The 25,213-nt window shown below is 73.8% G+C and carries 16 protein-coding genes and 1 riboswitch; of the genes, 11 read left to right on the plus strand and 5 right to left on the minus strand.

Features of this window, described 5'->3' with window-relative positions:
* Positions 1 to 19 precede the first annotated feature (19 nt).
* From ACZ52R_RS17505 to ACZ52R_RS17515, 3 genes are all read left to right on the plus strand, one after another.
* Positions 20 to 3,097 (plus strand): protein kinase domain-containing protein, encoded by a 3,078-nt coding sequence (locus tag ACZ52R_RS17505; protein WP_465753692.1) that lies wholly within the window; start codon positions 20 to 22, stop codon positions 3,095 to 3,097.
* Positions 3,098 to 3,646: 549 nt separating this feature from the next.
* Entirely contained in the window at positions 3,647 to 3,787 is a 141-nt protein-coding gene (locus tag ACZ52R_RS17510) for a hypothetical protein (RefSeq protein WP_360489845.1), read from the plus strand.
* A gap of 966 nt (positions 3,788 to 4,753) precedes the next feature.
* Positions 4,754 to 5,818 carry a GNAT family N-acetyltransferase gene (locus ACZ52R_RS17515; protein ID WP_465753693.1) on the plus strand — a complete coding sequence of 355 codons (1,065 nt, stop codon included), beginning with the start codon at positions 4,754 to 4,756 and terminating at the stop codon, positions 5,816 to 5,818.
* 75 nt (positions 5,819 to 5,893) lie between these two features.
* On the opposite strand, the gene ACZ52R_RS17520 is transcribed toward ACZ52R_RS17515, so the two are convergent.
* Positions 5,894 to 6,589, minus strand: coding sequence for a GTP cyclohydrolase II (locus ACZ52R_RS17520; RefSeq protein WP_465664203.1), 696 nt, complete (start codon positions 6,587 to 6,589; stop codon positions 5,894 to 5,896).
* A 279-nt stretch (positions 6,590 to 6,868) separates the two neighbouring features.
* On the opposite strand from ACZ52R_RS17520, the gene gdhA reads away from it, so the two are divergent.
* The 3 genes from gdhA to ACZ52R_RS17535 all read left to right on the plus strand — a co-directional run bounded on the left by gdhA (position 6,869) and on the right by ACZ52R_RS17535 (position 10,334).
* A complete protein-coding gene (gene gdhA, locus ACZ52R_RS17525; protein ID WP_465664202.1) occupies positions 6,869 to 8,269 on the plus strand; it encodes an NADP-specific glutamate dehydrogenase in 1,401 nt (466 codons plus the stop codon).
* A gap of 171 nt (positions 8,270 to 8,440) precedes the next feature.
* Positions 8,441 to 9,316: an AraC family transcriptional regulator gene (locus ACZ52R_RS17530; protein WP_465753694.1), complete on the plus strand. Its 876-nt coding sequence runs from the start codon at positions 8,441 to 8,443 to the stop codon at positions 9,314 to 9,316.
* A gap of 253 nt (positions 9,317 to 9,569) precedes the next feature.
* A complete protein-coding gene (locus tag ACZ52R_RS17535) occupies positions 9,570 to 10,334 on the plus strand; it encodes a VOC family protein (protein WP_465619885.1) in 765 nt (254 codons plus the stop codon).
* On the opposite strand, the gene lnt is transcribed toward ACZ52R_RS17535, so the two are convergent.
* The 3 genes from lnt to ACZ52R_RS17550 all read right to left on the minus strand — a co-directional run bounded on the left by lnt (position 10,310) and on the right by ACZ52R_RS17550 (position 15,889).
* A complete protein-coding gene (lnt, locus tag ACZ52R_RS17540; protein WP_465753695.1) occupies positions 10,310 to 11,959 on the minus strand; it encodes an apolipoprotein N-acyltransferase in 1,650 nt (549 codons plus the stop codon). The two genes, ACZ52R_RS17535 and lnt, sit on opposite strands and share 25 nt — an antisense overlap.
* Positions 11,960 to 12,080: 121 nt before the next feature.
* Positions 12,081 to 15,716: a cobaltochelatase subunit CobN gene (gene cobN, locus ACZ52R_RS17545; protein ID WP_465619889.1), complete on the minus strand. Its 3,636-nt coding sequence runs from the start codon at positions 15,714 to 15,716 to the stop codon at positions 12,081 to 12,083.
* Positions 15,713 to 15,889, minus strand: coding sequence for a hypothetical protein (locus tag ACZ52R_RS17550; RefSeq protein ID WP_465619891.1), 177 nt, complete (start codon positions 15,887 to 15,889; stop codon positions 15,713 to 15,715). Before ACZ52R_RS17550 ends, cobN begins: the two co-directional genes overlap by 4 nt.
* Before the next feature lie 47 nt (positions 15,890 to 15,936).
* A riboswitch (cobalamin riboswitch) is annotated at positions 15,937 to 16,022 on the minus strand.
* Positions 16,023 to 16,248: 226 nt separating this feature from the next.
* On the opposite strand from ACZ52R_RS17550, the gene ACZ52R_RS17555 reads away from it, so the two are divergent.
* From ACZ52R_RS17555 to ACZ52R_RS17565, 3 genes are read left to right on the plus strand one after another with little or no spacing between them, the layout of a single operon-like run.
* Positions 16,249 to 17,745 carry a hypothetical protein gene (locus tag ACZ52R_RS17555; RefSeq protein ID WP_465753696.1) on the plus strand — a complete coding sequence of 499 codons (1,497 nt, stop codon included), beginning with the start codon at positions 16,249 to 16,251 and terminating at the stop codon, positions 17,743 to 17,745.
* A complete protein-coding gene (locus ACZ52R_RS17560) occupies positions 17,742 to 18,368 on the plus strand; it encodes a precorrin-8X methylmutase (RefSeq protein ID WP_360489825.1) in 627 nt (208 codons plus the stop codon). Before ACZ52R_RS17555 ends, ACZ52R_RS17560 begins: the two co-directional genes overlap by 4 nt.
* On the plus strand, positions 18,365 to 19,885 hold the full coding sequence (locus ACZ52R_RS17565; protein ID WP_465753697.1) for a precorrin-2 C(20)-methyltransferase: 1,521 nt from the start codon (positions 18,365 to 18,367) through the stop codon (positions 19,883 to 19,885). The genes ACZ52R_RS17560 and ACZ52R_RS17565 overlap by 4 nt, the downstream gene beginning before the upstream one ends.
* 114 nt (positions 19,886 to 19,999) lie before the next feature.
* Here ACZ52R_RS17565 and ACZ52R_RS17570 read toward each other — a convergent pair whose 3' ends face one another.
* Positions 20,000 to 21,739, minus strand: coding sequence for a TIGR03767 family metallophosphoesterase (locus tag ACZ52R_RS17570; RefSeq protein WP_360489821.1), 1,740 nt, complete (start codon positions 21,737 to 21,739; stop codon positions 20,000 to 20,002).
* 335 nt (positions 21,740 to 22,074) lie between these two features.
* Here ACZ52R_RS17570 and ACZ52R_RS17575 point away from each other — a divergent pair, with 335 nt between their 5' ends.
* Both ACZ52R_RS17575 and ACZ52R_RS17580 read left to right on the plus strand, forming a co-directional pair.
* The gene (locus tag ACZ52R_RS17575) at positions 22,075 to 23,259 is read left to right on the plus strand and encodes a cobalt-precorrin-5B (C(1))-methyltransferase (RefSeq protein WP_465619897.1); all 1,185 of its coding nucleotides are present in this window, start codon (positions 22,075 to 22,077) and stop codon (positions 23,257 to 23,259) included.
* A gap of 194 nt (positions 23,260 to 23,453) precedes the next feature.
* Complete coding sequence (locus ACZ52R_RS17580; protein WP_360489817.1) at positions 23,454 to 24,983, plus strand: UDP-N-acetylglucosamine 1-carboxyvinyltransferase; 1,530 nt, start codon at positions 23,454 to 23,456, stop codon at positions 24,981 to 24,983.
* The last annotated feature ends 230 nt before the right edge of the window (positions 24,984 to 25,213 follow it).

The following is a 25,213-nucleotide window of genomic DNA, read 5'->3' on the forward strand; positions in this document are numbered from 1 at the left end:
AGCGGGACCACGCACACGGGTGGACCGGCGGCCCTGGGGCCGCCGTGAGGACGCCCCGACACCCGGCCCGCCCTCGCGGCTCAAGCGGTTCCGGGCCGGCCCGGACGCGCCGACCGCGGTCCCGACGCCGCGCGACGCCGTCCCGGGGACCGTCACCCGCCGCCCCGCGCCCGCACGCGGCGGCCACTTCGGCGGGGCCTTCCCCGCGGCCCTGCTGGACCGGTACGAGCCGTACAAGGTCGCCGGCTCGGGCTCCGAGGGCACCGTCTGGCACGTCCGGCGGCTGGACGGCGGCGGGGACGCCGCGGTGAAGGTCACCCGGGCCGGCCAGGCCATGGACACCGAACTGCTGGAGCACCTGCGCGACGAGGCCTACCGGCGGCACGCGCCGCAGATCATCGACTACGGCCGGGTCGAGCACGCCGGGACGGGCTGCGACTGGGTGGCGATGGAGTACCTCCCGGTCACCCTCGCCGACCGCATCGCCGCCCTGAGCGAGCAGCGCCGGCACGCCGACCCGCGCGAAACCGAGGACATCGTCCGCGAACTCGTCGCCATGCTCGACTTCTGGCAGCGGCGGATCGAACGCAACCCGGTGGACTTCAAGCCCTCCAACATCCTGGTGCGGCCCGGCGCCGGCCCCGGGGAGTTCGTGATCGCGGACTTCGGCGGCGTCGCCCGGCTCACCGCCAGCCGCAGCTTCTCGTCCGAGATGCAGGTGACCATCGCCTACATGGCCCCCGAACAGCTGGCCGGCGCCAACCACCCGGCCGGGCCGTGGTGGGGCCTGGGCAACGTGCTGTACGAGCTGTTCACCGGCCGGCCGCACTACCTGGACGCGGACGGCTACCTGGTGAGCGACGAGGTGCTGCAGTACGACCTGGTCTTCGGCGAGGGGGTCAACCTCTCCGCCGTCGCCGATCCGCGCCGACTGCTGCTGCTCCAGGGCCTGTTGACCAGGAACCCCGCCCACCGCTGGCGGGCCCAGCAGGTCACCGGCTGGCTGGCGGGCGGCAACCCGGCCGTGGTGCGTCCCCAGGCGCCCGCCGGGGGCGCCGCGGGCGGCTACGTCCACCGGCCGGTCACCTTCCTCGGCGACCCGTACCACGCCCCGTCCGTGCTGGCCTGGAGCATGCTGAACCGCTCCGGCGAGGCGGCCGAGTGGCTGGTCGACGGCGGTGCGCAGCAGCTGCTGGTCTGGTTGCGCGACGAGGTCCGGGACACCCTCTTCGACCTGCACTACCTCCGCGCGGTCGACAGCGCCCGGGGCGCCCGGCGGACCGGCGCGGCCGCCCTCGCAGTCCTCGCCTTCGGCGCCGCCTTCGCGCCCTCCGCCACCCCGGTCTACCGCGAGCGCCCGATCGACTCGGCCGGCCTCACCCGGGTCGCCGCCGGGCCGGACGCCGTCGCCTTCGTCGACGAGCTGCTCGCCGCCTCCGTGCCGGCCATCGCCGCCCGCTACGACTGCGACCACCCGGAGTGTCAGGGCGAGCACTGCGGGCGGCTGCTCGCGCTCGCCCGCGTTCCGGAGGTCGTGCTCGAGACGGACCGGGCCGCCCGGGAACTCGGCGGCGGCCGCCGCACCGGGGACGGGCTGAGCGCCGACGAGCGGGCCGAGGCGTACCGGCTGGCCGTCTGGCTGACCGTCCAGCACGAGGAGCACCCGCGGCTGCTGGGCCGGCTCTCCCCGCTGCCCGCGGCGCTGCACCGGCTGCCGCTGTCCTGGCGGGTGTCGGCCATGATGGCCGTGGTCGCGGCGGTCGTGGCAGACATGACGCTGGCCGGCTGGGCCGCCGTGTCCGCCGCCGCACGCCAGGAGCCGGCGGCCGGGGTGCGCCGCCGCTGGTCCGCGCTGCGCCGCCGCGCGGTGCGCGCCGACCCCGGGACGGTCGCCGGCTGCGCGACCCTGGTCGCCGCCGAGGCGCTGCGGGCCAGGCGCGCCACCGCCGGGCAGGGCGGCCCGGCCGGGCAGACGGGCGGCGCCGCAGCGTTGGCCGGGCGGCTCCGGGCCTGGCTGGCACCCCGGGCCCGCATCTGGTGGGCGAACGCGCGGACCGCGCTGCCACGCCAGACGGCCGCGGCCCTGCTGCTGCTCGTCGCCCTCGCGCTGCTGCTCTGGGCCGGCTCGCTCGCGCGGATCAGCGTGGATGCCGGGAACCAGCTGAAGATCCTGCCGAACGGCCTCCTCGGCGACCGGCTGCGCACCGCCGGCGACCAGGCGGCCCGGTGGGTGACCCCGCAGCTGGGTGCGGCCCTGGCCGCCGCCGTCATCCTGGTCGCGTTCCCCGCCAGGGTCGGCCGGGGGACGCTGGCGCTGGCCGCGGCCGGGGCAGGGGCGATCGGCTACCTGCGGCTGGGGCCGCCGATGACGGTGCTCAAACCGCCGCCGGCCGTGGCCGACCGGGTGGTCACGTTCGAGGGCGGCATGGGCAGCTGGTCCGGGGTGGTGGCCGCCGTCGGCATCGTCGTGGCCCTGGTGCTGGCCGAGCGCGCCGCCCGGCTGATGCGGACGGCCCGGACCGCCCGGGAGCGGACCGCCGAACAGTGGCGGCGCCTCGCCCGCCGCTCCAGGCCCGCCGGCGGAACCACCCGGGCCGGTACGGGCGGGCCCGGATCCGCCGAGGGGGACTGGGGGCCGGCCGGCGCCGGCGTCCGCGAACGCGCCCGGTTCGCGCTCGGCAGCACCTTCGTCCTGGTCGTCCTGCTCTGGGCGACCGTCGAGGTGCGACTGGCCGCCACCGGGCACCACCCCACGCCGGAGTCCTGGGGCACCGGCCGGGTCGGGGCCGCGTACCAGGCCGGGTTCACCGTCCTGCTGGCCGCCCTGTCGGCCGCCGCCACGCTGGCCCGGCCCGTGGCCGCCCGTCGGCTCTTCGCGCTCTGGCTGCTCGGCACGCTGCTGCTCGGCGCCGTGCCCCCGCCGCTCGGCCCGCTGGAGGCGCTGCGCATCCCCATGGCCGAGCCGCTGTACGGCGGCATCGCGGACCTGTGGGGCCACAGCGCCTTCTGGGCCGCCCTCCTGATCGCCCTGCCGCTCGCCTGCCTCGGCATCCGGCGCACCGTCCTGCGGGCCGGCCGCGGAGGCGGGAGCCGCTGAGGCGCCGGCCGCTGGGGCGCCGGTCGCTGGGGCCTGGGGCCCTCGTGAGGTGCGGGGCCGTCCTGAGGTGCGGGGCTTTCCGCGGGGTGGGGCCCTCCGGGGGCCGGGTCGTGACGCCCGCGCGGCGGGGCGGGCAGCCACCAGGAGCGGCGCCAGAGCAGTACGGCCGCCACGAGGGTCTGGCCGATCAGCCAGGCCGCGCCGGCGCCGGTGATGCCGAGCACCGGCAGCAGCAATTCGGTCAGCGCCAGCACCACGAGCGAGAGCCCGGCGAGCACGCCGACCACGACGCCCATCCGGCGCCGGGCCCGCGACAGCGCGACGACCGTGGTGTTGAGCAGGTTCGGCAGCGCGGAGAGGGCGAGCAACCACAGGACGACCGTGCCGTGGCGGGCGTACCCGGCGCCGAACAGGCGCAGCACCCACGGCGAGACGGCGATCAGCAGCACGACCGCCGCCACGAGCACCCGGCCGGAGTGCCGGAGCACCCGCCGGTAGTCGTCGAGCCGGGTGATGTCCCGGGCGGACTCCACGACCAGCGAGTAGCCCATGTTGGAGCTGAAGCAGTACAGCGCGAACGGCACCATCCAGGCCAGTGAGAAGTACGCGCTGTCGGCGGCGCCGAGGCGGTTGAGCACGATCACGGGGGGCAGGTTGACCGCCGCCAGCCAGCACATCGCACCCACGTAGTCCGCGGAGATGTAGCCGAAGGTCGGCCTCGAGGTGTCCGCGCCGGCCGTGGGCGCGGCCCGTTCGTGCCGGGGCAGGGCGCGGCCGAAGATGAAGGCGCTCGTCACGACGAGCGCGAGCGCGATGCCGACCATCCAGGAGAGGAGGATCCCGTTCTGCGCACCGACGGCGGCGAACACGACCAGCAGCCCGATCTTCTCGATCGAGAAGAGCCCGTTCTCCAGGGCCACCCAGTCCGCTCGCCGAAGGCCGGTGAGGACGCCGTCCTGGAGGTTGAAGATCGCGTAGCCGGCGGTCGCCACGACGAAGCAGAGGCCCAGCCCCCAGGTGCGCAGGAACCCGAGCCCGGGTGAGAGCACCGGGATCAGCAGCACCAGCCCGGCGGCGAAGACCAGGGTGACCAGCGAGGCCGCGAGATAGGCCAGCCCCACCAGCCGCCCGGTGCGCGGCCCGGCGGAGGGCACGAAACGGACCATGGCGTTGGCGAGGTTCAGCTGCCCCACCCCGCCGAGGAACATCATCGCGGAGACCGCGGCGTAGTTGCGGCCCACGGTGGCCGGGCTGTACCAGTGGGCGCCGAGTGCCCAGTACAGGGCGCCGAAGAGTGAGGTCAACAGCGAACTGAGGGTGAGCAGATGGGCGTTGCGCAGTAACGGGTCGTAGCGCCCGGCGGAGGTGAGGACCGCCCTGCCCCGCGATCGCAGCGATCGGACGACGGCGGCCGACGCGCGGGCTCCGTTGCTCACCACCAGCAGCTCCCGTCCTCGGCCTCCCGGGCTCGGACGCGGCCCGGAGCCGGTATGGGCCAGCCCGCCCATTTTATGACCCGCCACCCGGTCGGCGCCCGGCCGCGGCGGGGGAGTGCGCCGGGGTGGGGGAGTGCGCCGGGGTCGGGCGGGGGTCCGCGGGCGCACCTAGCCTGGAAAGCGGGGGCTGGCGGACTCACCGGAGAGGAGCGACCGTGCCATGCCCAGGACGCCTCCCGCCGGTGTCGAGGTGACCAGTCCGGCACCGCGCGAGCTGTGGTGGGAACTGATCGAGCGCGATGACGGAGCGCTGGTGACGCAGACACCGACCTGGCTCGACTGCCTCTGCGACGCCCGGCCGTTGGCGGACGCGAGTCGGCTGTACCGGTTCGACGGCGGGCGGCAGGTCCTCGTCCCGCTGGTTCGCCGCCGCGGCTGGGCCACCCGCCTGCTGGCGGAGGAGTCCTGGCCCGGGTGGGGTGTCGGCGGCGCCGTCGTGCCGGACGGACCACCCGACCCGCGGGAGGCCCGGCTCGTCTTCGAGGATCTCGCGGACCGCCCCGCACTGCGGGTCGCCGTACGGTTCGACCCCCGGTCCGCCGCGGTCTGGAACGCGACCGTTCCGGACACCTTCGCGGCCTTCGACCGCACCACCTACCTCCTCGACCTGGCGGGCGGCTTCGAGGAGGTGTGGGCCCACAGCTTCCGCCCGCAGGTGCGCCGCGGCGTGCGACAGGCCGAACGCGCGGAGGTACAGGTCGAGGTGGGCCGGGGCGGGCGGTTGGTGCCGCAGTTCCGGCGTCTCCACCAGGAGTCGGTCGCCCGCTGGGCCGAACAGCAGCACGAGCCGCTGGCCCTGGCCCGCTGGCGCCATCGGCGGGAGGAACCGCCGCGCCTCCTGGAAGCGGTCGCGGAGCGCTTCGGCGCCTCCTGCGCGATCTGGCTGGCCAGCTGCGGCGGGGAGCCGGCCGCCGCGATCGTGGTGCTGCGGCACGGCACCCACACCAAGTACTGGCGTGGGGCGATGGACCGGCGCCTGGCGCATCCGGTCCACGCCAACCACCTCCTGCACCGGCTCGCCGTCGAGGACGCGTGCGCGGCCGGGAGCCTCGTCTACGACATGGGTGACGCCCGGCCCGACTCCTCGCTGGCCGCGTTCAAGCAGAGCTTCGGCGCACGGCCGGTGTCCTCCCCGGCCTACTACCGCGAGCGCCTGCCGCTGACGGCAGCGGACCGCCGACTGCGCGGCGTGGTGAAACGGGCCATCGGGTTCCGCGACGCCTGACGGCCGGAACCGCTGCCGGCCGGCTTCGCCTTGGGGCGGGATGCTCGGGCGACCGGCCGTTCTCGGGCAGGGTGTTCAGCCGACCAGTCGGGAGAGCTCGATCGAGTGCCCCGTCCGCTCCACCTTCGCCGTCAGGTACCGGACGTTGCTCGCCGACAGGTGTACGCCCGTCGGCACCCGGCGCCGCACGGTGATCCCGAGGTCGGCCAACTGCGCCGCCTTGTCCGGGTTGTTGCTCAGCAGGTCGATGCCGCCTGTCCCATCTGTCGCGCCCGTCGCGCCCGTCGCGCCCGTCGCGTCCGTCGCGCCCGTCGCGTCCGTGACGCCGAGCGCGGTGAGCATCTGGGCGGCGGCGGTGTAGTCCCGGCCGTCCTCGGGCAGGCCGAGCGCGGTGTTGGCGTCGTACGTGTCCAACCCGGAGTCCTGCAGGGCGTACGCGTCGAGCTTGTTGTAGAGCCCGATGCCCCGGCCCTCCTGGCGCAGGTAGAGCAGGTACCCGCCGGCCTCGCTGATCCGCTCCACCGCCTCGCGCAGCTGCGGCCCGCAGTCGCAGCGGTCCGAGCCGAAGACGTCCCCGGTCAGGCACTCGGAGTGCAGTCGCACCAGCGGCGTCCCGCCTTCGGGGACCGTGCCGAGGGCGAGTGTGAGGTGCTCGGCGCCGTCGGCGAGGCCGTGGAAGGTGAAGACCTCCGCCTCGGCGCGGTAGCCGTCGGGGAAGGTCAGCGGGATGCGCACGCGCGAACGCACCGTGGTGGGGCCGGGCAGCGGCATGGAACGGGCCTCCGTCGATCAGGGGTGGACCGGGCTGGATCGGATGTCGACCGTACTCGGTAGTTCCAATTTGAACAACTGGATACCGACGGTGCCCGCCGCGATCACGAGGCGCAGAACACCCGCCCCGCCCCGTCTGTTCCCGCGACCGTTCCCCGCCGGCTTCCACCATGTGGATGGCGCGTGGACGAGGGGGTGGACACTGCGAGACTTCCCCCGTTTCCTGGGCACGGGAACGCCCGCGCACGACCACCGACAACGACGGAAGGTCCTGATCAGATGCCCATGAGCCGCCCCGCCTCCACCCCCGACACCGCGATCCGGCCGCGCTTCGACGCCGAACAGCGGGCGGTCGAGGCCCTTTACGCGGACGTGGTCCGCCGCAACAAGGGCGAGACGGAGTTCCACCAGGCCGTCCACGAGGTGCTGGAGACCCTGGCCCCGGTGCTCGCCCACCGGCCCGAACTCCTCGACGCCCGGATCATCGAGCGGATCTGCGAGCCCGAGCGGCAGCTGATGTTCCGGGTGCCGTGGACGGACGACTCCGGCGACATCCACGTCAACCGCGGCTTCCGGGTGGAGTTCAGCAGCGCCCTCGGCCCGTACAAGGGCGGGCTGCGCTTCCACCCTTCGGTCAACCTCGGCATCGTCAAGTTCCTCGGCTTCGAGCAGATCTTCAAGAACGCGCTCACCGGGCTGTCGATCGGCGGCGGCAAGGGTGGCGCCGACTTCGACCCCAAGGGCCGCTCGGACGCCGAGATCATGAGGTTCTGTCAGTCCTTCATGACCGAGCTCCACCGCCACCTCGGTGAGCACACCGACGTGCCGGCCGGAGACATCGGCGTCGGCGGCCGCGAGATCGGCTACCTCTTCGGCCAGTACAAGCGGATCACCAACCGCTACGAGTCCGGCGTGCTCACCGGCAAGGGCCTCGGCTGGGGCGGCGCGCAGGTCAGGACCGAGGCCACCGGCTACGGCTGCGTGCTGTTCACCGCCGAGATGCTGCACAGCCGCGGCGAGAGCCTGGACGGACGCCGGGTGGTCGTCTCCGGCTCCGGCAACGTCGCGCTCTACGCGATCGAGAAGGCGCAGCAGCTCGGCGCGACGGTGCTGACCGCCTCCGACTCCTCCGGCTACGTGGTGGACGAGAAGGGCATCGACCTCGACCTGCTCAAGGAGGTCAAGGAGGTCCGGCGCGGCCGGGTGTCCGAGTACGCCGAACTGCGCGGCAGCCACGTCCGGTTCGTCGAGGGATCAAGTGTGTGGAGCGTGCCCTGCGAGGTCGCGCTGCCCTGCGCCACCCAGAACGAGCTGACCGAGGCCGACGCGCTCGCGCTGGTGCGGAGCGGCGTGCTCGCGGTCGCCGAGGGCGCCAACATGCCCACCACGCCGGAAGCGGTGCGGGTGTTCCAGGAGGCCAGGGTGGCCTTCGGCCCGGGCAAGGCGGCGAACGCGGGCGGCGTCGCGACCAGCGCGCTGGAGATGCAGCAGAACGCCTCGCGCGACTCCTGGACCTTCCAGCACACCGAGGAACGGCTGGCCGGGATCATGAAGCACATCCACGACTCCTGCTTCACCACCGCCGAGCGATACGCCCACCCCGGCGACTACGTGGTGGGCGCCAACATCGCGGGCTTCGAGTTGGTCGCGGACGCGATGCTGGCCCAGGGCCTGGTCTGACCAGCCTTTCCCGCCGCTGACCCGGCGATCGGCATCCGGCGATCGGCATCCGGAGATCGGTACCGGCGATCGGCACCCGGCAATCGGTACCCGACCGGAGCGGGCACCGATTGTCGGGTACGGCAGGGTGGGTCCTTCCTACGGTGATCAGCAAGGAAGGACGGGGCTGGGATGCTGGAGCACCTGAACCGGGCGATGGAGCACATCGAACGGCAGCTGGACGGCGAGGTCGACGTGGCCGAGCTGGCGAGGATCGCGATGACGTCGGAGTACCATTTCCGGCGGCTGTTCTCGATGCTCGCCGGGATATCGCTGTCGGAGTACGTCCGGCGTCGGCGGCTGACCGTCGCGGGGGCCGAAGTCCTCGACGGCGAGCGGACGTTGCTCGACATCGCGGTCCGGTACGGGTACACCTCGGGCGAGGCCTTCGCCCGGGCGTTCCGGGCGATGCACGGGGTCGGGCCGGGGGAGGCCCGGCGCGACGGTGCGGTGCTCACCTCCCAGCCCCGGATGTCCTTCCGACTCGTCGTGGAAGGAAGCAGCAGTATGGAATACCGAATCGTCGAGAAGCCGGACTTCCGGATCGTCGGCAGGAAGGCCCGGGTCACCCTGATCTACCAGGGGGTCAACCCGGGGATCGCCGAGTTCATCAAGGGGCTCGGCCAGGAGGCCGTCGAGCGGATCACGGCCCTCACCGGGCCGGACCCGGCCGGCATCGTGTCGGTGACCGACGACTACTCGCCGAACCGCGAGGAGGGGTCCGAACTCACCTACTGGCACGCGGTGGTGGCGCGCGAGGACGTCGTCGTCCCGGAGGACCTGGACGTGCTCGAGGTGCCGGCCGGTACCTGGGCGGTGTTCCGCAACACCGGGCCGTTCCCGCAGGCGCTGCAGGAGATGTGGGGGGACGTGGCCGGCCAGTGGTTCCCGTCCAACCCGTACGAGGCCCGGCCGGGCCCGGAGATCCTGCAGACCCGCTTCGTCCCGGGGGTGGCCGACGCCGAGGCGGAGCTCTGGATCCCGGTCTCGCGGGCTCTGCGGAGGTGACGGGCTGCGGCCCGGCGGCCTGCGGCCTGAGGAGCTGCCGGCCCGGCGGCCCGAGGGTGGACAGCTGACAACTGACAGATAACGTTCAACAGATGACAGCTGACAGATTTCGAAATCTGTCAGCTGTCATCTGTCATTCGTCAGCCCTCCGCCCGCCCCCGTTCGGCCCACCAGCGTCCGTCCCCGGCCCTTCCCGCCCCGCATCCTGGGCGGGAAGGGCCGGGGGCCGAGAACGAGCTGGAGAGTAGACGCCATGAAGCAGACCTCCGTGACCACCGACGCGCCCTGCTGGGTCGAGCTGGGCACCGCCGACCCGGCCGCCGCCAGGGCCTTCTACCGCGAGCTGTTCGGCTGGCTGGAGGACGACGGCGGGCGCCCCGAGGACGGCGACTACATCCGGATGCTCCTGAAGGACACCCCGGTCGCCGCGATCACCCCGCGCTACGCGCCGGGGCAGCCGACTGCCTGGACGGTCTGCTTCGCGGTCGCCGACGCCGACGCCACCGCGGCGAGGATCGTGGACGCCGGCGGCACCCTCCTGAAGGAGCCCACCGACGTGCGCGACCACGGCCGGTTCGCGGTGGCCGCCGACCGCTCCCACGCGGTGTTCGTCCTCTGGCAGGCCGGCGCCTTCAAGGGCGCCGGGGTGTTCAACGAGCCGGGCTCGCTCGGCTGGGTGGAACTGCTCACGCGCGACCCGGCCGGCGCGACCGCCTTCTACCCGGCGGTCTTCGGCTGGTCCGTCGCGCCCTCCGAGCACTACACCCAGTGGGGCCTGGCCGGTCAGGACTTCGGCGGCATGCTGGTGATGGACGAGGGCTTCCCGCCGGAGGTGCCGCCGCACTGGCTGCCGTACTTCTCGTGCGCCGACGCCGACCTCACCGTCAGCCGGGCGGTGGCCCTGGGCGGGGACGTGCTGATGCCCGCCTTCTCGATGGCGGGCGGTCGGCGGATCGCCGTGCTGCGCGATCCGCAGGGCGCCGCCTTCGGCATCTACCGCGCCCCCGCCGAGGGCTGAGCCGGGCGCCGGGCGGCGCGCGGGCGCCGTCCCGCCACCGCGGCCACCGCGGCCCCCGCCGTGATCAGCAGCGCTCCCGCCGGCACCACGTCGCCGACGCGGTCGTACCAGGTCAGCGTGTCGGGCGCGGTGAGCGGCAGCCGGACGGTCAGTGTGCCGGTGCCGTCGGTGCCGAGCCGGGCGAGCTCCCGGCCCTGGGCGTCGAAGGCCGCCGAGACGCCGGTCAGCGAGGCCTGGACGGCCGGCCGCCCGGTCTCGGCGGCGCGGATCGCCGCCAGCGAGACGTGCTGCTCGGGCGCCCAGGTGTGCTGGAACGTCGAGGTCGAGGACTGGTAGACCAGCACCCGGGCGCCGTCCCGCGCGGCGGTGCGGGCCATGTCGGGGAAGGCCGACTCGAAGCAGATCAGCGCTCCGACCGGCAGCGGTGCGCCCGTCCGGTCGGTGGCCGGCAGCACGTGGAAGGCGGTGCCTGGCGCCCGGTTCTCGCCCGCCGCCCGACTGACCCCGGCGATCCAGCCGAGCACCGGTCGCAGCGGGATGTACTCGCCGAACGGCACCAGCCGGATCTTTCGGTAGCGGTCCACCACGCCCGCCGGGGAGACCAGCACCGCGTCCTTGGAGATCCGCCCGTCCGCCTTGCGGGCGTCCTCCCCGGCCATCACCTCGGCGCCGGTGGTGACGGCGAGCCGGCGCAGGGCGTCCAGGGCGGCCGGGTCGCGGTCGAGGTCGGCGGTGGTGCTGCTCTCGCCCCACACCACCAGGTCCACCGGCTGACCGACCAGGTCCGCGGTGGCCCGGGCGCTCGCGTCGAAGCGGGCCTGCGGGTCCGCGACGATGCCGGGCTGGACCAGCGCCGCCGTGACCGCCCCGGCCCCGGCCGGTGCCTCGCGCAGCGCGAACAGCAGCGGACCGGAGGCCAGGACCAGCACCGCCGCCGAGGCCGCGACGGCCCGCGGCCGCCAGTGCACCGAGGTCAGCACGATCAGCACCCCGGTGTTCACCGCCGCCACCGCCGCGCTGACCAGCCAGATCCCGCCCGCCGAGGCGAGTCCGAGGATCGCCGGGTGCTGCCACTGGGTGGCGCCGAGCAGCGCCCACGGCCCGCCGAGCGCGTGCCAGGACCGCGCGTACTCGGTGCTCACCCACACCGCGGGGACGACCAGCAGCGCGAGCAGCGCCCGACGGGTGGTCAGCGGCGGGCGCAGCAGCCGGTGCACCGCGTACCCGAGCGGCGCCTGCAGCGCCCCGAACAGCACGGCGAGCACCGGCAGCGCCGGTCCGACGGAGGGCACCAGCCAGTACATCGCGGTCAGGATGAACCCCGCCCCGAACCACCACCCGCGCACCGCGGCCTCCCGCCCCGACGGCGCCCGCTGCGCGAGCAGCAGCCCCGGGACGAGGGCGACCCAGGCGAGCCAGGCCTGCCCGGGCGCCGGGAACGCGAGCACCGGCACGGCCCCGGCCGCCAGTGCGCCGAGCCGCGCCCGGTACCGGTGCGGCGCGCGCGGCTCAGCCTGCTCCCGTTGCTCCCGTTCCTCGTTCTTCTCCGCGTCCTCCGCTTTCCCGGCCTCGGCTGTGGGGGTCGTGCTCAGGGCTGGGCTGGTGGGACCGATGCGGCGCGACATGCCCCGTATTGTCCGCTTGGACGGCGTAGCCCACCAGTGTTCCCGTCACCCGAATGGACGACGGGAACACCAACAGGGCGGTGGCGACCCACCTTTCGAACGGGCGCCGGAACGGCGGGCCTCAGCCCTCGCCGCCCTCGCCGCCCTCCAGGTCCCCCTCGGTCTCCAGGAACGCGGCCTGCAGCTGGGCGATCAGCTCCGGGTCCGGCTGCTCCCACAGCCCGCGGCTCGCCGCCTCCAGCAGGCGTTCGCTGATCCCGTGCAGCGCCCACGGGTTGGCGCCCGCGAGGAACTCCCGGTTGACCGGGTCGAGCACGTACTCCTGGGTCAGCTTCTCGTACATCCAGTCCGCGACCACGCCCGTGGTGGCGTCGTAGCCGAACAGGTAGTCGACCGTCGCGGCCATCTCGAAGGCGCCCTTGTAGCCGTGCCGGCGCATCGCCTCGATCCAGCGCGGGTTGACCACGCGGGCACGGAAGACGCGGGCGGCCTCCTCGGTCAGCGTCCGGGTGCGGACCGTCTCCGGGCGGGTGGAGTCGCCGATGTAGGCGGTCGGCGCCTTGCCGGTGAGGGCGCGGACGGTGGCCACCATGCCGCCGTGGTACTGGAAGTAGTCGTCCGAGTCGGCGATGTCGTGCTCGCGGGTGTCGGTGTTCTTCGCGGCGACGGTGATCCGCTTGTACGCGGTCTCCATCTCCTCGCGGGCCGGCCGCCCGTCCAACCCGCGCCCGTACGCGTAGCCGCCCCAGACGGTGTACACCTCGGCGAGGTCGGCGTCGGTGCGCCAGTCCCGGCTGTCGATCAGCTGGAGCAGGCCGGCCCCGTACGTGCCCGGGCGGGAGCCGAAGACGCGGACGGTGGCCTTGCGCTCGTCGCCGTGGACGGCCACGTCGGCCCGGACGTGGGCCCGGACGAAGTTCTGCTCGTCGGCCTCCTCCTGCGCGGCGGCCAGGCGCACCGCGTCGTCCAGTAGGGCGACGACGTGCGGGAAGGCGTCGCGGAAGAAGCCGGAGATGCGCAGCGTCACGTCGATGCGCGGGCGGCCCAGCTCCTCCAGCGGGATCGGCTCCAGGCCGGTGACCCGGCGGGAGGCCTCGTCCCAGACCGGGCGGACGCCGAGCAGGGCGAAGGCCTCGGCGATGTCGTCGCCGGCGGTGCGCATCGCGCTGGTGCCCCAGAGCGAGAGGCCGACCGAGGGCGGGTAGGCGCCGTCGTTGTCGGCGGTGTACCGCTCGATCAGCGAGGCGGCGAGCGCCTGGCCGGTCTCCCAGGCGAGCTTGCTGGGGACGGCCTTCGGGTCGACCGAGTAGAAGTTGCGGCCGGTCGGCAGGACGTTGACCAGGCCGCGCAGCGGCGATCCGGACGGGCCGGCCGGGACGAAGCCGCCCTGCAGCGCGTGCAGCACCGCGTCCAGCTCGTCGGTGGTCGCGGCCAGGCGCGGCACCACCTGGGCGGCGGCGAAGGCCAGCACCGCCCGGACGGCCTCCTGGACGGTCTCCGGCAGGTCGGCGGTGACCTTCTCGACCGCCTCGGGCGCCCAGTCCGCCGCCTCCATCGCCTCGACCAGGGCGCGGGCCTCGGCCTCGGCCGCGTCGGTGGCGCCGAGCGTCAGCGCGGCCTCGTCCAGGCCGAGCGCCTCGCGCAGGCCGGGCAGTGCGCTGACGCCGCCCCAGATCTGCCGGGCGCGCAGGATGGCGAGCACGATGTTGACCCGGTCGGTCCCGGTCGGCGCCTGGCCGAGGACGTGCAGGCCGTCGCGGATCTGGGCGTCCTTGACCTCGCAGAGCCAGCCGTCGACGTGCAGCAGGAAGTCGTCGAAGCCGTCGTCCTCGGGGCGCTCGTCCAGGCCGAGGTCGTGGTCGAGCTTGGCCGCCTGGATCAGGGTCCAGATCTGGGCGCGGATGGCGGGCAGCTTGGCCGGGTCCATCGCGGCGATGTTGGAGTGCTCGTCCAGCAGCTGCTCCAGGCGCGCGATGTCGCCGTAGGAGTCGGCGCGGGCCATCGGCGGGACGAGGTGGTCGACCAGCGTGGCGTGGGCGCGGCGCTTGGCCTGGGTGCCCTCGCCCGGGTCGTTGACCAGGAAGGGGTAGACCAGCGGGAGGTTGCCGAGGACGGCGTCCGGGCCGCACTCGGCGGACAGCGCGGCGGTCTTGCCGGGCAGCCACTCCAGGTTGCCGTGCTTGCCGAGGTGGATGACGGCGTGGGCGCCGAAGCCGCCGTCCTCCTGCGCGGCCTCGATCCAGCGGTAGGCGGCCAGGTAGTGGTGGCTCGGCGGCAGGTCGGGGTCGTGGTAGATCGCGACCGGGTTCTCGCCGAAGCCGCGCGGCGGCTGGATCAGGACCAGCAGGTTCCCGGAGCGGATCGCGGCCAGCACGATGTCGCCGTCCGGGTTCTGCGAGCGGTCGACGTACAACTCGCCGGGGGCCGGGCCCCAGTGCTCCTCGACCTGCTCGCGCAGGGCCTGGGGGAGGGTGGCGTACCAGCGGCGGTAGTCGGCGGCGGGGATGCGCACCGGGTTGCGGGCCAGCTGGTCCTCGGTGAGCCAGTCCTGGTCGTAGCCGCCGGCTGCGATCAGGGCGTGGATGATCGCGTCGCCCTCGTGGCCCTCCTCGGTGCCCTCGTCCAGGCCGGGCAGGCTGTCCCCGAGGTCCATGCCCTCCTCGCGCAGCCGGTGCAGCAGGCGGACGGCGCTGGCGGGGGTGTCCAGGCCGACGGCGTTGCCGACCCGGGCGTGCTTGGTCGGGTACGCGGACAGCACCAGCGCGAGGCGGCGCTCGGCGGCCGGGACGTACCGCAGCCGGGCGTGGCTGACGGCGGTGCCGGCCACCCGGGCGGCGCGCTCCGGGTCGGCGGCGTAGACGGTCAGGCCGTCCTCGTCCAGTTCCTTGAAGGAGAACGGGACGGTGATCAGGCGGCCGTCGAACTCCGGCACGGCGATCTGGGTGGCGGTGTCCAGCGGGGACAGGCCGTCGTCGCTGCTCTCCCACTGGGCGCGGGACCAGGTCAGGCAGAGCGCCTGCAGGATCGGGCGGTCCAGTGCGGCGAGCGCGCCCGCGTCCCAGGCCTCCTCGTCGCCGCCGGCCTGCGCGTCGGCCGGGCGGGTGCCGCCGGCGGCGAGCACGGTGGTGACGATCGCGTCGGCCTCGCCGAGCGCGGCCAGCAGCTCGGGCTCGGCGCCGCGCAGCGAGGCGCAGTAGTAGGCCTTGGCCCGGGCGCCCTGGTCCTCGACGGCCCGGCAGAGTGTCTCCACGAAGGCGGTGTTGCCGCTCATGTGGTGGGCGCGGTAGTAGAGCACTGCGACCGTCGGACCCTCGGACGTACGGGCCTCGCGCTCCAGCGGGCCCCAGGCCGGCGCGGAGGCGGGCGGGGCGAAGCCGTGGCCGGTCAGCAGGACCGTGTCGGAGAGGAAGGCGCCCAGCTCGGCCAGGTTGGCCGCGCCGCCGTGGGCGAGGTAGGCGTGCGCCTCGGCGGCGATGCCGGCCGGGACGGTGGACAGCTCCATCAGCTGGGCGTCGGGGGCCTGCTCACCGGTCAGCACCACCACCGGGCGGGGGCCGGCCAGCAGCGCGTCCAGGCCCTCCTGCCAGGCACGGCGCCCGCCGAGCAGGCGGACCACGACGAGGTCGGTGCCCTCCAGCAGCGCGGGCAGGTCCTCGGGGGTGAGCCGGGCCGGGTTGCCGAGCCGGTAGCGCACCGGGCCCTCGGAAGCGCGGGCACTGAGCAGGTCGGTGTCGGACGTCGACAGCAGCAGGATCATGAGAAGGCCCTCCCGGCCTCGAGGGTGGCCAGGACGGCCGTGAAGTCGGCCGGGACGGCCTGGATGCGGGCCGGAGCCGTCGTACTGACGGCAGGGTCGGCCGTGGTGACGGCCGGGGCGGCCGTGCTGACGGCCGTGGACGCGTGCGCGGGCATGCGACAGCGCTGGTGCATTTCTGCCTTCCTCGGGGTCCGCGCCCCGGGCCGGTGGAGGACGGCAGGAGTTCCTGGCTCCCGCGGCCGACCGGTTTCCCGGTGAACCGCGGTCACAGTGGCGGGACCGCACCGGGCTTGCACCGGTTTCCTCCCCTGCGCCGTCGCTGGCGTGCGGACGGTCCGCCAGGACCGTCCGCCCAGCATCGTACGGGGTGCGGCTGAGCTGGGGGAGAGTGAGCTTTCGGTCGCGCACTCCGGGCCGACCGGCGCATGGGCTCGCACTGCCCGGGACGCCCGCCGGGCGCACGCGTCGGGTGCGCCGGAGTGTGATGCAACGGACGGAGGCAACCGATCGGATCATCTGTATGCTCGCCGCCATGCCACCGACACCCGACGCCACCGCGCCGGGCGCCGCCGTGCCCGACCGGGAGGTGCCCGACCGGGGGCGCGCGGACGCCTGCCCCGGGGCGCTGCGTCTGCACCCGGCCGACGACGGCGCCCTGGCCCGGATCCGCCTGCCCGGCGGCCTGCTGACGGTCCGTCAGGCGCTCGCGCTGGCCGAGGCCGCCGAGGCCCTGGGCGACGGGGAATTGGAGACCACCTCGCGCGGCAACGTCCAACTGCGCGGCCTGGCTTCGCAGTGCGCGGCGGACCTCGCCGAACGGCTGCGCGCCGTCGGCCTGCTGCCCTCGGACACCCACGAACGGGTCCGCAACATCGTCGCCTCGCCGCTGGCCGGGCTGGACGCCACCGGTTCCGCACCTTCCGCACCTTCTGCACCTTCTGCCGATGTAGCCGATGTCGCCGATGTCCAGGCCTGGGTGCGGGAACTGGACGCGCGGCTGTGCGCGAGCGACTGGGCGGCCGGGCTCTCCGGCAAGTTCCTGTTCGCGCTGGACGACGGGCGGGGCGACGTCGCCGCGCTCGACGCCGATGTGACATTGATCGCAGGCTCGCGGGCCGCCGCTTCGGAGCGGCCCACCGTGCTGCGCCTCGGGCGGTCGAGCCACGGGCACCCGGTCCGGGCCGGACAGGAGGTGACGGCCGTGCTGGACGCGGCCCGCTCCTTCCTGGACGCGCTGCGGACGAGCGGACGCCAGGCCTGGCACCTGCGCGAGGTGCCCGACCTGCTGCCGGCCGGCTCGGTGCCGCTGCCCGCCTTCGCCGGTACGGCGCCCGCCGTCGGCGCGCACCCCGGCGGGCTCTCGGTGGGCCTGCGCTTCGGCCGTGCGAGCGCCGCGCAGTGGCGGGCGCTGGCCGCGGCTGCCTCGGCTTCGGCGGACGCGTCGGCTTCGGTGTCCGCGTCGTCCGCGTCGTCCGCGTCGTCCGGTGGGTTGCGGCTGACGCCCTGGCGTGGCGTGGTCCTGCCCGGCGCGCCCGCCGACCTGCTGCCCGCGCTCGCCGAGGCCGGGTTCCGTACCGAGCCGGGCTCGCCCTGGGAGCGGGCCACCGCCTGCACCGGGCTGCCGGGGTGCGCCAAGTCGCTCGCCGACGTCCGCTCGGACGCGGCCCGGGCGCTGGACGCCGGCCCCTGGCCCGCGGGCGGCGGCGCGGGGTCCGGCGCGCTGCCCGTGCACTGGTCGGGCTGTGAACGGCGCTGCGGCCACCCGGCCGGGCGGTGGGTGGACGTGCTCGCCACCGGGCACGGCTACCGGGTGACGGTGAAAGGACCGGCGGCCGCCCCCACGGTCGGCCCCACGGTCGGTGACGTGGCGAACGCCGTGACGAACGGCGTGACGAATGCCGTGACGAATGCCGTGACGAATGCCGTGACGAACGACGTGACGAATGCCGTGACGAACGACCTGACGAACGACGTGTCGAACGAGGAGATGGCCGAGGCGGTCGCCGAGGCCAGGAGGACCACGAAGTGATCGAGTACGAGAAGGACGGCGCGTCCATCTACCGCCAGTCCTTTGCCACCATCCGCGCGGAGGCCGATCTGGCCGCCCTCCCGGCGGACGTCTCCCAGGTCGCGGTGCGGATGATCCACGCCTGCGGGATGGTCGACCTGGTCGAGGACCTGGTGTACTCGCCCGGCGTGGTCGCCTCCGCGCGCGCCGCGCTGCACGCCGGTGCGCCGATCCTCTGCGACGTCAACATGGTCGCGAGCGGGGTGACCCGCAAGCGGCTGCCCGCCGACAACGAGGTGATCTGCACTCTCACCGACCCGTCGGTGCCCGAACTCGCCCGGAAGATGGGCAACACCCGCAGCGCCGCGGCCATGGAGCTGTGGCTGCCCCGGCTGGAGGGCGCTGTGGTCGCCGTCGGCAACGCGCCGACCTCGCTGTTCCGGCTGCTGGAGATGATCGAGGCGGGCGCGCCGCGCCCGGCCGCGGTGATCGGCGTCCCGGTCGGCTTCATCGGCGCCGCCGAGTCCAAGCAGGCCCTGGCCGAGCACCCGTCCGGCCTGGAGCACCTGGTGGTGCGTGGCCGGCGCGGCGGCAGCGCGATCGCGGCCGGTGCCATCAACGCGATTGCGAGCGAAGAAGAGTGACGGATCATCAGAAGGCTGCGGCCGGACGGCTGTACGGCGTCGGACTCGGCCCCGGCGACCCGTCGCTGGTGACCGTCCGCGCCGCCGAACTCATCGGCAAGGCCGACGTGGTGGCGTACCACAGCGCCCGGCACGGCCGGTCCATCGCACGCTCGATCGCCGAACGCTACCTGACGGGCGGTCAGATCGAGGAGAAGCTGGTCTACCCGCTCACCGTCGAGACCACCGATCACCCCGGCGGCTACCGGGGCGCGCTGGACGACTTCTACGAGGAGGCCGCCGCCCGGCTGGCCGCCCACCTGGACGCCGGGCGCGACGTCGTCGTCCTCGCCGAGGGCGACCCGCTCTTCTACGGCTCGTACCAGCACATGCACAAGCGCCTCGCGCACCGCTACCCGACCGAGGTCGTGCCCGGCGTGACCTCGGTCAGCGCGGCGGCGGCCCGGCTCGGACAGCCGCTGACCGAAGCCGACGAGACGCTCACCGTCATCCCCGGCACGCTGCCCGAGGAGGAACTGACGGCGCGGATCGCGTCGGCAGACTCCGCCGTGATCATGAAGCTGGGGCGCACCTTCCCGACCGTCCGCCGGGCCCTGGAACGGGCCGGGAGGCTGGCGGACGCCCAGTACGTCGAGCGGGCCTTCATGGCGGGGGAGCGCATCGCGCCGCTCGCGGAGATCGACGGCGAGACGGTGCCGTACTTCTCGGTCGCGGTGCTGCCGAGCAAGGTCGCGCCGCTGGAGCCCGAGGTCCGGCTGTCGGACGGCGTGGGCAGCGTGACCGTCGTCGGCACCGGGCCGGCCGGACCGCTCTGGCTCACCCCCGAGGCGCGCGGCGCGCTGGCCGAGGCCACCGACCTGGTCGGCTACACCACCTACCTGGCCCGGGTGCCGGAGCGCCCCGGGCAGCGGCGGCACGGCTCGGACAACAAGGTGGAGTCGGAGCGCGCCGAGTACGCCCTGGACCTCGCCCGGCGCGGGCACCGGGTCGCGGTGGTCTCCTCGGGCGATCCGGGCGTGTTCGCGATGGCCACCGCCGTGCTGGAGGTCGCCTGCGAGGAGGACTACCGGGACGTCCCGGTGCGGATCCTGCCGGGGATGACCGCCGCCCACGCGGCCGCCTCCCGGGCCGGTGCCCCGCTCGGGCACGACTACGCGGTGGTGTCGCTCTCGGACCGGCTCAAGCCCTGGGACGTGGTGGCCAAGCGGCTGCGCGCCGCCGCCGGGGCGGACCTGGTGCTCGCGCTGTACAACCCGGGCTCGCAGTCCCGCACCACCCAGGTCGGCCTCGCCCGTGACCTGCTGCTGGAGTACCGGGCGCCGGAGACCCCGGTGGTCATGGCGCGCGACGTCGGCGGGCTGACCGAGCGGGTGCGGATCGTCCGGCTCGGCGAGCTGGATCCGGCGCTGGTCGACATGCGGACGATCCTGCTGATCGGCTCCTCGCAGACCCAGGCGGTCGAGCGGGGCGGCGGCGTGGAGGTCGTCTGGACGCCCCGGCGATACCCGGAGGGGTGACGGCGGACGAATGACAGAGGACAGCTGACAGATTTCATCATCTGTCAGCTGTCCTCTGTTTGCTGTTGCCTGTCAGCCGTCAGCCGTTGCCCGCCAGCCGTTGTCTGCCGGCCGTCAGCGGGTCGGCTTGGCTATCAGCAGCTCCGTGTTGTGGTCCTCGCCCGCGCCCAGCAGCGCCGTCGGCCGCCCGTTCGGGTCGTTGTACGACAGCTCGCGGTAGAGCGCCGCGAGGTTGGCGTCCGAGGTGCCGCCGAAGTCCGTCGTGTACGGCGCGGAGGACTCGATCAGCGTGGTGAACAGCGAGAGCGTGCCGTCCCCGTTGTCCACGACCTCGATGATCCGGCCGTGCTGCGGGTAGTCGATGTGCGAGGCGGTGTTGATCTCCCAGAACGCCCGCTCCGGCACCGCGTGGCCGTGCGGCGTGATCTTGTTCATGTGAGTGTGCCCGTTCACCCACGCGACGACGTTCGGGTAGCGCTGCAGCAGCGTCACCAGCTCGTTGCCGTCGTGCCGCCGCTCGAAGATGTTGCGCGGGTCCGGCAGCAGGTTGCCCATCGAGGTACTGGTGTGGTGGCTGAAGAGCATGATCACGTCGTCCGTGCTGCCGCCCGTCACCCGGCGCCCGTCGGCGTCGTACCAGTGCCCGCTGTGCGCCTGCAGCTGCTGCTCCAGCCAGCGCAGTTGCGCGGTGCCCAGCGAACCGTCGGCGAACCCGGCCTGGTTGGTGGTGTCCAGGCTGATGCCGACCACCTTCTCCGAGATGCGGAAGGTGTAGTAGAGCTTGCCGCTGCTCACCATGTCCGAGGTGAAGCCGTGCCCGAACGGGCCCGCGCCGGTGACCGCCGGGTTCAGGTGGGCCTTGGCGAACTCCTTGAGGGTGAACGGCTTGCGGCGCTCGTCCGGGGTGATCCGGCGCACCGCCTCGCCGTCGGCGATCAGCTTGGCGAGCAGCAGCACGGCGCCCGCCGGGTCGCGGCGCAGCGAGTCCGTCAGCTGGGCGGCCGTCGCGTCGTCGCAGCCCTCCAGCTTGTACTGGCCGGTGTAGAGGTCGTTGAGCAGCCCGAGGTCCGGCAGCGTGCCCTCGATGCTGTCGTCGTGGTTGCCGACCGTCGTGTACCAGGGCGTACGCAGGCCGGGCGCGTCGAAGGGGCGGCCGGCGGCGGAGAGGAAGCCGGGCACCAGCGGGAAGCCCTTGGCCTTGTAGCCGTCGCTGTAGGCGAGTTCGGGGTTCCAGTACGCCGCGTTGCCGGAGTTCTGGACGCCCTCGTAGCGGTTCGGGTCACCGGTGTTCTGGGCCAGTCGGCCACCGCCCATGACCTTGAGGTACCAGTCGAGTTCGGCGAGCTCGTGGTTGTCGGTGTTGTCACCGGTGGCCATCACCATGCTGAACGGCATGCCGGTGTAGGGGCCGGTGGCGAGCGAGTTGACCCGCTCGACGAGGGCCGAGACGCCGCGGGCGTTCAGGGCCTCCTGCGGCCGGTAGGCGCTGCCGTTGTACCGGGCCAGGTACTCGAAGCGCACCGGGGACTCGGTGTCCACCAGGTGCAGGTCGCTGAACTGGACGAAGCTGGCCAGCCCGGTGCGGCGGTCGTCCCGTCCGGTGCCCGCCGCCGCCAGGTCGCCGCGGACCACCAGCGGCCAGCCCGGCCCGGCCGTCAGCCGCTTGTAGCCGCCGGTGCCGACCGGCGTGGCCACCTGCTCCAGCGTGGTCCCGGTGACCTTGACCGCCCGCGCGGCCGTGGTCGCCAGCGCCTGGTCGCGCGTCGCTGCGGAGGCGAACTGTGCGCCGCCCAGCGACAAGGCGGACCACGCGGCGGCCACCGACGTACCCGTGAGGAACGTACGCCGACTCATCCCTGCCACAAAAAACCCCCACATACTGATGGCCCGGCCGGGCGGACTACCCGATCACCGGACCCACGTGTCATGACCCCGCTTCTGGCGGACCGCCAGATTACTCACTGGTAGGCCCAGGGAGCGAGACCCGTGCGGAGAACACTTCGGGAACGCGGGACAACGGCTCCCGCGTAGCTCGCACACCGGCTTCCCGGCGCCCCCGCCCCGGGGTGCCACGGGCCACCCCGGTCGGGCCCCGCCCGGGCGAATGGGGGAAAATCGGCGGCGGCGGCCGGACCGGCCGCCCGGGAAGCAGGACGGACGGCGCGGGCGCCGTCGGAAGCGAGGCGCAGGTGGCCGCAGCGGGAGCCGAAGGCGCAGCCCAGGCGGAAGCCGGGGCGGGAGGCCGGGCAGGTCAGCTGAAGAGCAGCGGCCTGCGGCACGGCTGGACGACGGGCGCCTGCGCCACCGCCGCCACCAAGGCCGCGTACACCGCGCTGCTCACCGGCGAGTTCCCCGACCCCGTGGTCATCACCCTGCCCAAGGGCCAGCGGCCCGCCTTCGCCCTCGCCGCCGAGGAACTGGACGGGGGGCCGACCGCCGAGGAGCTCGCCGCGGGTGGGAGTGCCATGGCCGGAGTGGTCAAGGACGCCGGCGACGACCCCGACGTCACCCACGGTGCACTGATCCGTTCGACCGTACGGGCCGGCCGGCCCGGTGCCGGGGTGGTGTTCCGGGCCGGCCCGGGGGTGGGGACGGTCACCAAGGCCGGCCTGCCGCTGCCCGTCGGCGAGCCGGCGATCAACCCGGTGCCCCGGCAGATGATCCGGGACGCCGTCGCCGAGGTGGCCGCCGAGCACGGCGGCAGCGGGGACGTGGTGGTCGAGATCTCCGTCGACCACGGCGAGGAGATCGCCCGCTCGACCTGGAACCCGCGGCTCGGCATCCTCGGCGGCCTGTCGATCCTCGGGACCACCGGGATCGTCGTCCCCTACTCCTGCTCGGCCTGGATCGACTCCATCCGCCGCGGCGTGGACGTGGCCCGGGCGGCGGGGCGCACGCACGTGGCCGGCTGCACCGGGTCGACCTCGGAGAAGGTCGCGGTCGCGGTGCACGGGCTGCCCGAGGACGCGCTGCTGGACATGGGCGACTTCGCCGGCGCCGTGCTCAAGTACCTGAAGCGCCACCCGGTGCCCCGGCTGACCATTGCGGGCGGCTTCGCCAAGCTGTCCAAGCTCGCGGCCGGCCACCTCGACCTGCACTCCGCGCGCTCCCAGGTGGACAAGGGGTACCTGGCCGAACTGGCCCGGCGGGGTGGGGCGGACGAGGCGCTGGCGAAGGCGGTGGCGGCGGCCAACACGGGTCTGGAGGCGGTGCAGCTGTGCCGCGCGGCCGGGGTTCCGCTCGGGGACCTGGTCGCGGAGGCGGCCCGGGCGACGGCGCTCGGCGTGCTGCGGGGCTCGCCGGTCGCGGTGGACGTCATCTGCATCGACCGCGCGGGCACCGTCGTCGGCCGGGCGGAGCCACTGGGGCCGTGATGCCGCCGGGCCGTCATGCCGCGGGCTGTGATGCCGCCGGGCCCGTGACATTGTCACGACTGTCACGGGAGCGTGACGACACCACGTGGTGATGTGAAGATCTGACGGCCATACAGGGAGGGAAACGGACAAAAGGAGCGCCGCACCGTCCATCGGTTCCATCGTCATCTCAGCCATGAGATATGGTCTGGCGAGTGACAGGCGACTATCTCACCCGAATCGGCACCCTCATCCGTACCGCGCGCCAGCACCGCGGCTGGTCCCAGGCGCAGCTCGGAGAGGCACTCGGTACCAGCCAGAGCGCGGTCAACCGCATCGAACAGGGCAAGCAGAACGTCAGCCTTGAGATGATCGCCCGCATCGGCGAAGCCCTCGACAGCGAGATCGTCTCCCTCGGCTACTCCGGCCCGATGCACCTGCGGGTCGCCGGCGGCACCCGCCTCTCCGGCGCCATCGACGTCCGCAGCAGCAAGAACGCCTGCGTCGCGATCCTCTGCGCCTCGCTGCTGACCACCGGCCGCACCACGATCCGCAGCGTCGCCCGGATCGAAGAGGTCTACCGCATCCTCGAGGTGCTCACCAGCATCGGCGTCAAGAGCCGCTGGATCAACGACGGCCGCGACCTCGAACTCACCCCGCCCGCCGAGCTGGACCTCGCCGCGATGGACGTCGAGGCCGCCCGCCGCACCCGCAGCGTGCTGATGTTCCTTGGCCCGCTGATGCACCGCGCCCAGCACTTCGCCATCCCGTACGCGGGCGGCTGCGACCTCGGCACCCGCACCGTCCAGCCGCACCTGACCGCGCTGCGCCGCTTCGGCCTGGAGGTCGCCACCACCGGCGGCGCCTACCACGCCTCGGTCGAGCCGGGCGCCCCGCTGGACCGCCCGATCGTCCTGACCGAGCGCGGGGACACCGTCACCGAGAACGCCCTGCTCGCCGCCGCGCGGCACGACGGCGTGAGCGTCATCCGCAACGCCTCGCCCAACTACATGGTCCAGGACCTCTGCTTCTTCCTCGAGAAGCTGGGCGTCAGGATCGAGGGCATCGGCACCACCACCCTCACCGTGCACGGCGTCCCGCAGATCACCTGCGACGTCGACTACACCCCGGCCGAGGACCCGGTGGAGGCGATGAGCCTGCTCGCCGCCGCCGTCGTCACCTCCTCCGAGCTGACGATCCGCCGGGTGCCGATCGAGTTCCTGGAGATCGAGCTCGCCGTGCTCGAGGGCATGGGCCTCGACTACGACCGCACCCCGGAGTACCGGGCCCACAACGGCCACACCCGCCTGGTCGACCTCACGGTGCGCCCCTCCAAGCTGACCGCCCCGATCGACACCATCCACCCGATGCCGTTCCCCGGCATCAACATCGACAACGTGCCGTTCTTCGCCGCCATCGCCGCGGCCGCCCACGGCACCACGATGATCCACGACTGGGTCTACGACAACCGCGCGATCTACCTCACCGAGCTGACCCGCCTCGGCGCGGACGTCAAGCTCCTGGACCCGCACCGCGTGCTGGTCCAGGGCCCCACCCGCTGGCGCGCCGCCGAGATGATGTGCCCCCCGGCGCTGCGCCCCGCCGTCGTCATCCTCCTCGCGATGCTCGCCGCCCAGGGCACCTCGGTCCTGCGCAACGTCTACGTCATCAACCGCGGTTACGAGGACCTCGCCGAGCGCCTCAACTCGATCGGCGCCCAGATCGAGACCTTCCGCGACATCTGAGATATTCGAAATATCTGATAGACCGTCATCCTGCTGACAGGCCCCACCCGTTGAGTCCGGTCAGCAGGATGGCCACGTCCAACCCGGTGTTCAGGTACTCCACGAACACCGGGTTGTTCGGCGCCCAGGGCGACCGCCGTTCTCGAACCAGCCGGATCGCGTTCCTTCTGGCGGGTCCGCATCCCTGCTCCCTCTGGCGCCGCCAGGCTCCGGTGCCAGCCGCCGGTGCT

The sequence above is a fragment of the Kitasatospora sp. NPDC034023 genome, assembly GCF_055575795.1.

Bases quoted from the DNA above. Each gene is read 5' to 3' on its own strand.
- ACZ52R_RS17530 (WP_465753694.1), top strand. From the start codon at position 8,441: ATGCTGGAGCACCTGAACCGGGCGATGGAGCACATCGAACGGCAGCTG.
- gdhA (WP_465664202.1), top strand. From the start codon at position 6,869: ATGCCCATGAGCCGCCCCGCCTCCACCCCCGACACCGCGATCCGGCCG.
- ACZ52R_RS17515 (WP_465753693.1), top strand. From the start codon at position 4,754: ATGCCCAGGACGCCTCCCGCCGGTGTCGAGGTGACCAGTCCGGCACCG.
- ACZ52R_RS17510 (WP_360489845.1), top strand. From the start codon at position 3,647: ATGTTGGAGCTGAAGCAGTACAGCGCGAACGGCACCATCCAGGCCAGT.
- ACZ52R_RS17535 (WP_465619885.1), top strand. From the start codon at position 9,570: ATGAAGCAGACCTCCGTGACCACCGACGCGCCCTGCTGGGTCGAGCTG.
- ACZ52R_RS17520 (WP_465664203.1), bottom strand. From the start codon at position 6,589: ATGCCGCTGCCCGGCCCCACCACGGTGCGTTCGCGCGTGCGCATCCCG.
- ACZ52R_RS17570 (WP_360489821.1), bottom strand. From the start codon at position 21,739: ATGAGTCGGCGTACGTTCCTCACGGGTACGTCGGTGGCCGCCGCGTGG.
- ACZ52R_RS17555 (WP_465753696.1), top strand. From the start codon at position 16,249: ATGCCACCGACACCCGACGCCACCGCGCCGGGCGCCGCCGTGCCCGAC.
- ACZ52R_RS17550 (WP_465619891.1), bottom strand. From the start codon at position 15,889: ATGCACCAGCGCTGTCGCATGCCCGCGCACGCGTCCACGGCCGTCAGC.
- cobN (WP_465619889.1), bottom strand. From the start codon at position 15,716: ATGATCCTGCTGCTGTCGACGTCCGACACCGACCTGCTCAGTGCCCGC.
- lnt (WP_465753695.1), bottom strand. From the start codon at position 11,959: ATGTCGCGCCGCATCGGTCCCACCAGCCCAGCCCTGAGCACGACCCCC.